Source organism: uncultured Corynebacterium sp. (assembly GCF_902489365.1).
GTDB lineage: Bacteria > Actinomycetota > Actinomycetes > Mycobacteriales > Mycobacteriaceae > Corynebacterium.
Map to the genome: position 1 here is coordinate 18,974 of NZ_CABTZR010000027.1, position 9,744 is coordinate 28,717.

Genomic DNA, 9,744 nt, shown 5'->3' on the forward strand with positions numbered 1-9,744 from the left:
GCCAGAAGCGAAGACCGAAAGTATTGAAGTAGCACCTTATGTCGAGTCTCATCCCTACATACGCCTCCACCCACATTGTTGATGGGTTGTCGGAGTACCTCACCACGACCTTCTCCCTGGCAGAGGACCTGACCTCCCAGCAGCTGCGGGAGTTCCTCAACGACCCGCAGGGCGGCATGTTCTACGGGCCGTATGTGCGCACGCGTTTGCCGTATGCACCGGCGAAGTCGTGGGATGGGATTCTGGGTTGGCTGCCGTCTGGTTTCAAGCCTTATCGCCACCAGGCTGAGGCTTTCGAGCGGTTGTCCTCGTTTGACTATTCGACGGGGTCGAAGCGGCGACCGTCGCCCACGTTGGTGGTGACGGGCACGGGGTCGGGTAAGACGGAGTCCTTCCTCTATCCGATTCTGGATCATTGTCGCCGTTCTAATGGCAGTGGAATCAAGGCGTTGATTCTGTACCCGATGAATGCGCTGGCGTCCGATCAGGAGCGCCGTTTGGCCAAGCTGTTGCATGCGGAGGCTGAGCTCGCCGGGGTGACGGCGGGTATTTACACCGGCGAGGTGGTTTCTGGTGGACGCAGGAAGGTATCGAAGGATGGTCTGATTTCTGACCGTTCGGTGCTTCGCGATACCCCGCCGGATATCTTGCTGACGAATTACAAGATGCTGGACCAGTTGCTGCTGCGTGAGCAGGACCGTGAGCTGTGGGAGAAGTCCGCGCGGTCTTTGCAGTACTTGGTGCTCGATGAGTTCCACACCTATGACGCGGCCCAGGGCACGGACGTGGCGATGCTGTTGCGCCGACTGGGGTTGATGCTGAAGAAGTATCAGCCCGAAGGTTTCCTTTCGCCTGAGGATGAACAGCGTCCTTTGGGCAAGGTAACGCCGGTGGCGACCTCCGCAACGTTGGGGGACAAGAGCACCGAGGGTTCCGAAGATGCCGAAGACTCCGGTGCTGAGTCGGAAGCACCGCACAGCGATATGTTGTCTTTCGCCTACACGGTCTTCGGTGAGCAGATGCCGCCGGATGCTGTGGTCGGGGAGACGCTCATGACCGTGGAGGAGTGGCAGTCTACGGTCGGACCATTGGTGGCGAAGCTGCGGGCCGTCGTTTCAAACGACGAAGACTCTTCGAGCTCCGATTCAGCTGACGTGCTTCCGCCAGTGACGCCAACACCTTCGGTGGAGGTGATGCAGAACGTCGTTGATGAGGTGGCGGCTGCGATTGCTGCTTCAGGTTCTGCTGAAGATGCATCGTCGTATGATGTGACGGTGTTCGAGGCCATGAGCCGGCACGTCTTCGGTTCTTTGCCTGGTTTGAATTCTTCCCCGGACTTGGCTGACTCGGTTCTAACGATGGCGGGCAATGAGTTGGTGTGCGCGATTCTGCGGGAGGCGGCAACGCCAGTGCCGCTGGAGCACGGTGAAGCTGGTGTGCCGGGTACCGAAATTGCTGCGGTGGAACCGCTGGTATCGCGAGTGTTTCCGGCTAACGTGCTGCGCAGCCACCGCGAGTTGGCCGTCGAGTTCTTGTCGCTGACGTTGTCCTTCATTGCTTATGTGCGCGCGGAGCTCGGTGCCGCATTGGGCTGGGATGGAAAGAAATTCCCCGGCGTGGAGCTGCACCTGTGGGTGCGTGAGATCTCCCGCATCGATAGGGCGGTAGCGTCATCGTCGCGCACATCGGTGTTCAGGTGGTCCGATGATGGCGGCATGGGCGCGCACACCGTGCAGGCTGCTGGCGATACGCCCAAGGCGTGGTTACCGGCGATCTATTGCCGCCACTGTGGGCGCTCCGGTTGGATGTTGGCGGAGCAGCCCGGTGGCGATACGTATGTCACCGCACCGCAGGAGATTCGCCGCATCGCTATCAGCGCGCCCGAGCGGCAGCGTCCGCTCATTGATGCCACGAGTGAGGTGGCACAGGGCGTTACGCGCGCGGAGGGCGAGAGCTCCCGCGTGGCGTGGTTGAACCTGGACCTGCCGGGTTTAACGCCGCAAGCACCGGATGAGGAGACCATGGAGGAATCCCCCGTGGTGCCGGTGTTGGTGTACTCCGGTGAAGATGCGGAAGAGCGCGCGAAGGCGCAGCAGTGCCCGTCCTGTGGTGAAGACGATGCGATGCGCTTCTTGGGTTCTTCGGTAGCCACGTTGCTTTCGGTGGCGCTGAGCAACCTCTTCGGCATGGATGATCTGGATTCCGCGGAGAAGAAGACTCTGGTCTTCGCGGACTCTGTGCAGGATGCTGCGCATCGCGCTGGCTTCGTGCAAAGCCGTGCGCGTGCCTTCGCGTTGCGTGCGCGTATTTGGCGAGCGGTTCGCTCGTTTGCTGATTCCTCTGAATCGTCTTCGTCGTCTGAAACGACGGCTTCTTCGTCCGCAGGCGTGCCGTTGTCGTCGGTGGCCTCGCGCATGGTGGAGCACGCGCGCTCCGAGGCGGATGCGGCGGTGCGGGCGCGGGCGCTCTATGAGTTGTTGCCGCCGCAGTTGAAGGAGTCACCACGCTACCGGGCGGTATGGGAAAAGGGCGCGGGTGCTGCCGAGCAGCGGCGGGCGTTGGCGGCGTTGCAGTCGCGGTTGGACTTGGACTTGGCGTTGCAGTTCGGTGACCGGGTGGATCTGCCGCGCTCGTTGGTGACGACAGGGACGCTATCGGTGTCTGTGGACGTGGATGATGCGGTGCTGCTGGCGGCGGCGCGTTCGGTGGCAGGAACACTGGCCTCGGATGCGGAGCTGCTGGCCTGGGCGCGCGGCGTGGTGGAGTACATGCGCATTGCCGGTGGCATCGCACACCCGTGGCTCAAGGAGTACCTGCGCCAGGACTGCAACCCGTGGTTGCTCAATCGCCGCCAAGCACGCGCCAAGGGAATACCTGCGTTTGTGCGCGGTGGTGCGCCGAAGTTCCCGCGTGCGGGAGCGGCGCTCAAGGGGGCGCTGGGCAAGCGCGATAACAACGCGACGATGCCGCTGGACTCCCAGAAGGGCTGGTATGCGCGGTGGACGAAGGCGGCGCTGGGGGCTTCGACAGGCAGTGCGTTCGATGCCGCCAACCAAATAGCGGAGTTGTTCAAGCAGCTTGAATTTGAAGAAGTTGTCTCCTCCGTCCCCACCGCAACGGGCGGGCGCGTGTATACGTTATCTCCGGAGAACATCATCGTGCGCGAAGAAGCTGAGCCCGGGCTGTTGGAGTGCCCGGTGTGCCACCTGCGAGTGGGCGTGGATGCCGCAGCGCGTGAGGCAATGTCCTCGGTGGCGTGCTTTACGTTGTCCTGTACCGGCCACTTCGTGCCGGTGGGCGTGGAGGATAACTACTACCAGCGGCTCTACCGCAGTGCGAATACCCGCACCGTGGTCGCGGAAGAGCACACGGGCCTGGTGCCCACGTCACGACGCAAGGAGCTGGAGGATGAGTTCAAGCGTCCCTTTGCTGAGCAGTCGGCCTCGGCGCCGAACGTGCTGGTGGCTACGCCGACGCTGGAGATGGGTATCGACATCGGTGACCTGTCCACGGTGATGCTGTCCTCCATGCCACACACGGTGGCCAGTTACGTGCAGCGCGTGGGCCGCGCCGGGCGTTTGACGGGTAACTCGCTCATCGTGGCGCTGGTGCGCGGGCGCGGGCGTGCCCTGACCACGTTGGAGCATCCGCTGGAGACCATCGCTGGTTCGGTGACAGCACCCGCGGCGTATCTGTCCGCGCGCGATATTATGCACCGTCAGTTCGTGGCTTACCTGCTGGATAGCACTGATGTGGCGGGTTCGGTGGAGCAGCTGCGCAGTGCGCGTGATGTGTTTACGTATGCCAGCTACTCAGTGATTGATGCGCTGGTGGAGCTCCCACCTTCGGTGGTGTTGGCGGCCTATGAACGTTTTGCGGCTACGGTGGCGCAGCATGCTTCGGCGGAGGTACTGGAAGAGCTGCGCGGCTGGTGCCTGCCGGGTTCGGATGGTGCTGCCTCCGGCATGGTGGTTGACCTACAGTCCGCACGTGAGCGCTGGGGTGCCACACAGAAGCTGTTGTTGTCCCGCTTGGAAGTGTTGAGCAAGCGCGTGACGGAGCTCAAGGCACGTGTGGAGGCCACCGCAGTGGAGGATGATGAGCTGAAGAACCAGTATGACGCCACGGTGGCTTCCCAGAGGTTTGTGCGCAAGCAGCTGGAGGACCACGCCGATGAGTACTGGATTAGTGCCTTGGAGCGCTTTGGGCTGCTGCCGAACTTCACGTTGTTGGATGATGCCGTGGAGTTCAACTTGGCTGTTTCCTCCTTCAATGAGGAGGTACAGAAGTTTGAGACGGAAACCTATAGCTATAGCCGTGGGGTGTCCTCAGCGCTGACGGAGCTAGCGCCCGGCAATACCTTCTACGTGCAGGGCGTGGGCGCGAAGGTGGACTCGGTGGAGTTGGGTGAGCACCACTCGGCGCTGACGCAATGGCGCCTGTGCCCAGAGTGCTCCTATTCGGAGGCTACCGGCGCGGTGCTCTCCAGCGATGAGGAGGTGGCCGTGGCCGCCCCGCGCGTGGGTGCTTGCCCGGAGTGTGGGTCCAAGGGCTTTGCGGATAGAGACCAGCTTATTGATGTGGTGGAGATGACCAAGGTCTATGCCACCGTGGACGCGGCGCGCTCCGCCATCAACGACATCTCTGATGACCGCACCTCGCTGCGCTTCCACACACAGTTGAGTTTTGATGTGCCCGAGGGTGGGCGCGGCAAGGCGTGGTACCTGTCCGATTCCGGTTTCGGTATGGAGTATTTGGCCCACGTGGAGATGCGCTGGCTGAACCTGGGCCGCATGGGTGGCGGTAGCCAGCGCACCTTTGCGGCAGTGGAGCGCGAGGCGCCGCTGTTTCGCGTGTGCGAGCGTTGCGGGCACTTGGATTCCGATGTGGGTGCCAACCGCTGGCAGGACCACGCGCCGTGGTGCGAATACCGCAACGCGGCAGAGGAGCACTCCATTAGCTTTGCGCTGGGCCGCAGCCTGGGAACGCAGGCGGTCCTGGTGCACCTGCCGGCGCTGCTGGGTATGGTGGAGTCCACCACGCTGCCCTCGTTGGTGGCAGCGTTGAAGCTGGGCTTCAAGGAGTACCTGGGTGGCAACCCGGACCACTTGGACGTGGAGCCGGTGCGCGTGGATTCTGATGGCAGCCCGGTGGATATGCTGCTTATCCACGACACCGTGCCGGGTGGTACCGGCTACTTGGCGCAGTTCACCGAACCAGCGCATGTGCGTCAGATGCTGCTCGTGGCCTACCGCCGCTTGGCCTCCTGTCATTGCGCTGAGGAAGTGCGGCAGTGCTGCCCGTCCTGCCTGCTGCCGTTTGCGCGCAGTAGCCAAATCCCGCAGACCTCCCGGGAGGCCGCGGTGGTGGCATTGCGCAAGATTTTGGCCGATGACCTCCATGTCTCCACCGATGCTGATCCCGCTTCCTTTAGTTGGGATGGACACCTGACGGAGGAGCGCCCCGAGCGCAGCGAGCAGTCCAAGCTGGAGCAGCGCTTTGTGGAGCAGCTGCGCGCAGATTTGAAGAAAGAAGGCGCCACGGTGGTGGAATCCATGAAGGGTAACCACGCGCAGTGGGACATCAGTTTTGATGACTCGCTCCATGATTGGGTCATGGAGGAGCAAAAGCAGATTGGCGGAACCATCCCGGACTTTGTTTTCTCCACGCGCGATAGTGCCATCCGTGACATCGCTGTCTACCTCGATGGTGAGGCCTTCCACGCCAGTGCGGTGCACAACCGGGTCAAGGATGACTTTGATAAGCGCAATGGACTCTACGAGTTGGGTTACCTGCCGTGGTCGCTGACGTGGCAGGACATCGATGCCCGGCAGGCAACAGTGCGCGAGGATCCGCCGGCCCCGCCGGTGTGGGTGAGCCCGCAGCTTCGTCCGATGCTGGCGAAGGATCACACGGTCTCCCAAGAAGTCCTCAACCGCGTGGATGATGATCCGATCACGCTGCTTCTGGAGCTGCTCAAGGAGCCAACGAAAAACTGGTCGATTCTTAGCACGTCCGCCCTGGTGGAAGCAGCCATGGGTGGCAGGCAGCTGCGTGATGGTTTCGAGAACACTTACCTGGGCACGGTGACCGCGAGCGTGGGCGATACCTATCGCCGCCTGCGCTTCGATGCCAGTGACGTCTCCGAGGACGTGGATGGCTGGCGGCTGTTCTTAGGGTTGAGTAATTTGGCCTACCTCGACCCTGACTTTGCACAGGTGGAGGTGAAGGATTCCGTGCTGGAGGACGTCGTGGCGCGCGACGCCCAGCCGGTTGCCCCGTCGGCGCCAGGAAGTTCTGAGGCTGAGGCGGCGATCTCGTCCGAGTGGGCCGAGGCAGTGGATGCCTTCGCCGACGAGCCGGAGGTAGCTGTAGCGCTGCGAGCTATGGCGGCGGCAGGTTTGCCCGAGCCGGACGCTGATTCCGTGGGTGGTGAGGTTGCCGGCGTCCCGGTGGTGGCGCAGTGGCCGCAGCAGAAAGTTCTGTTGCTCTTTGCCGAGGACGCCGAGGATCTCCGCGCTACTTTCGAGGCGGAGGGCTATGCCGTCTTCGGCGCCGATTTTGACACTGTTTCTGATTCCCTGACCGCGGCGCTGAGCGCCTCCTGATCCGCTGACTGTAAAAGAGAGGAAAACAATGGCAACGAGCCTGTCCTTCTACCGCCGCATTGAGGACCGCTACAACCTGGGAAACCAGATCCTAGAGTTCTATAACAAGCTGGTGGACGACCCCACGAACCCGTCGCTGCACGTAGAGCCCGTCAAGGACGCGGCGGATAAGCGCGTGCGTACCGCCCGGGTCAACCGCAAGTACCGCGCGGTGCTCTTCGAGCTGCACGATGGCAACGACACCATGTTCGTGCTCATTGACATCCTCAACCACGATGACGCCTATGCGCTTGCCACGTCGAAGACGCTCGTAGTCAACGAGGTCTCCGGCGTCCCGTCGCTCGTGGATGCCACAGCTCCAGATGCCTCGACGTTGCTACCGCAGGCGGAGATCGAATCGCGCGCCAAGCGCCTGGCGGCCGAACAGCGCGCTGCGGAAGCAGCGGCGAAAGCGGAGGCGGAAGCCGAGTCGAATGCTGAGGCGCAGGCAGATGCTGAGCCCTCGGCGGATGCCGCAGCGGATGGTGAGGGTGTGCGGCCGTGGGATGCGGTGGGCGTCGACAAGCAAAAGCTCATCGATGAACTCGGATTGTCCCCGCAGACGGTGGCGGTGCTGGAGCGCGCCGCCACAACGGAGGAAGCTCTGGCGGCGCTGGCAGGCGCGCCTGAATGGGAACAGGATGCGACAGTCGGGCTGCTGTCCGGCATGAGCATTGCTGAGGTGCGCGAGGAACTGGGCTTGACGCAGTCCGCGGTGGCTGAGGCAAGCTCTGATAAGGCGTTGGTGGAAGGTATCAAGTCCCCGGCTGGCCGGAGGTCTTTCGTCATCGATCCCGGCGAGGAGGAGCTGGCAGCCATCCTCGAGGGGCCCTTTGCCGAGTGGCGCGTCTTCCTCCACCCGAGCCAGAGCCGCGCGGTCGAAGCAGATCACACCGGCTCCGCGCGCATCACGGGTGGTGCTGGTACCGGCAAGACCGTGGTGGTGGTGCACCGCACGAAGTACCTTCTGCAGAAGAACCCGAAGGCGCGTGTCTTTTTGACTACGTACACGCGCGAGTTGGCCAATGCGCTCAAGACGCAGATGAATGAGCTGTACCCGACGTTCCCGGAGGCCTCCGTGCACGGCGCGCCGGGGCTGTGGATCAGTGGCGTCGACGCGCTCGTCTTCGACGTACTGGCGAACGCACAGGCAACCGAGCGTGCCGCCGCGATGTCTGCGGTACTCAACATGGATGGGGATTTTGTGCCCCGCGGCCTGGATGGCGTGGAGGAAAAGCGGCAGTGGCAGGAGGCTGCGGAGCTCAAGGGCAGCTCCTTGCCGCGGGAGAAGTCCCACCCGACGTTCCTGGCGCAGGAGTACTCGGCGGTGATCCTCACGCAGGGCATTACCGATGAGAAGACCTATCTGCGCGCGCGGCGCACCGGGCGCGGCACGCCGCTCAACCGTGCTGAGCGCAAGGCGGTGTGGGCGATTGTGGAGTACTTCCACGCGGCGTGCGCGTCGATTGGGAAGCTGACGTATGCGGCTGCGGCGGTGGTGGCCGCGCACATCGTGGAGCACCGCACGGGCACGGAGGGCATGTTCGACCACGTGCTTATCGACGAAGCCCAGGACTTCCACGCCGGCCACTGGAAGTTCCTGCGGGCGGTGGCCAAGCGCGGGCCGAATGACATCTTTATTGCAGAAGATTCGCACCAGCGCATTTATGGCCAGCGGTTGGTGCTGCGTGATTACGGGATTGAAACCCGCGGCCGTGCCACCACGAAGCTGCGCGTGAATTACCGCACGACCCGACAGAACCTGGGCTATGCCACGGCGATTCTGGACGGTGCCGAGTGGGTGGATTCGGAAGAGAATATCGACGATCTGCATGGTTACCGTTCGGTGCGCCAGGGGCCTGCGCCGGTTGTCTTGAATTCTGCGAGCAAGGCGGAGGAGGCTGAGGCCTTGGCCGTGCGGATTCGGGGCTGGACCTCCGGGGACGATGATGTCTCCATTGGCGTGCTGACCCGTACCAATGCTCGCAAGGATGAGATCGCCACACAGCTGGGTGAGCTGGGCGTGGCCGTGAGCACGGGGCGGCGCACGTCCCGGGAGCGCCCGGTGGCGGTGATGACGATGCACAACGCCAAGGGCCTGGAGTTCACGCACGTTATCTTGCTCGACGTGAGCAGGGAGGCGCTGCCGCAGCGCTACCTGATGAAGGGGCTTGCGCCGGCGGAGGCCGACGAGGCCCTGCAGCGCGAGCGGGCGTTGCTCTACGTGGCGGCCTCGCGCGCCCGCGATGTGCTCGTGGTGAGCGTGGTGGGGGAGGCTTCGGAGCTGTTGCCGGGGTAGGTGGGGCAACCGGCCGTCTTATTACGCTTCTTTTCACTAGCGGCAACTGCGTCACAACCGCAAGAGACGTATGATGTCTTATGACTCTAATGCGAAGGTGAAAAGGAAGGTTCTCAAACATGACTGCAAACACACAGCTCTTGCGCGGTGTGGTGCCACCACTGCTGACACCGTTTAACGAGGATTACTCTGTTGATACTGAGACTCTCAAGCGTCAAGCTGAACGGCTTATTAAAGCTGGCGTTCATGGCCTGTTCGTTCTCGGCTCCTCAGGTGAGGTAGCTTTCCTCACTCGAGAGCAGCGCAAGGAAGTCATCGCAACGGTGGTGGAACAGGCTCAAGGGCGCGTTCCGGTCATCGCCGGCGTGATTGACATGACGGCTCCGCGAGTAATCGAGCACATTGAAGATGCTGTCGCGCTCGGGGTTCAGGGGCTAGTTGCCACTGCGCCTTTCTATGTTCGCACTCACGACGTAGAGATTGCTGAGCACTTCCGACTTCTTCATGAAGCCGCGCCAGAGACTCCCATTTACGCTTACAACATTCCGGTCAGCGTTCACTCGGTGCTGGACATTGCTACTCTTATTTCCCTCGCCAAGGAAGGCGTGATTGCCGGTGTCAAGGATTCTGGCGGCAATGATGGATACACGCGTGCTCTGATTAGCGCCCGCAACAAGGCTGGGGTGAAAGACTTTGTGGTTTTGACCGGCTCGGAAACTACGGTTGACTTTGCTTACCTGGCAGGCGCCGATGGTGTGGTGCCTGGTTTGGGCAACGTGGATCCGGTTTCCTACGTGA

At 62.4% G+C, this 9,744-nt stretch carries 3 protein-coding genes; all 3 read left to right on the forward strand.

Annotated features, from left to right (window positions below; translation table 11 throughout):
* The first annotated feature begins 38 nt into the window (after positions 1 to 38).
* On the forward strand, positions 39 to 6,608 hold the full coding sequence (locus RDN59_RS05835; RefSeq protein ID WP_308607026.1) for a DEAD/DEAH box helicase: 6,570 nt from the start codon (positions 39 to 41) through the stop codon (positions 6,606 to 6,608).
* 28 nt (positions 6,609 to 6,636) lie between these two features.
* The gene (locus RDN59_RS05840; RefSeq protein WP_308607027.1) at positions 6,637 to 8,946 is read left to right on the forward strand and encodes a 3'-5' exonuclease; all 2,310 of its coding nucleotides are present in this window, start codon (positions 6,637 to 6,639) and stop codon (positions 8,944 to 8,946) included.
* A 119-nt stretch (positions 8,947 to 9,065) separates the two neighbouring features.
* Positions 9,066 to 9,744 (forward strand): dihydrodipicolinate synthase family protein (locus RDN59_RS05845; protein ID WP_308607028.1); only part of this gene is annotated, 679 nt, incomplete at its 3' end.

Excerpts from the sequence above, each read along its gene's own strand:
- RDN59_RS05835 (WP_308607026.1), top strand. The coding sequence starts at position 39 with ATGTCGAGTCTCATCCCTACATACGCCTCCACCCACATTGTTGATGGG.
- RDN59_RS05840 (WP_308607027.1), top strand. The coding sequence starts at position 6,637 with ATGGCAACGAGCCTGTCCTTCTACCGCCGCATTGAGGACCGCTACAAC.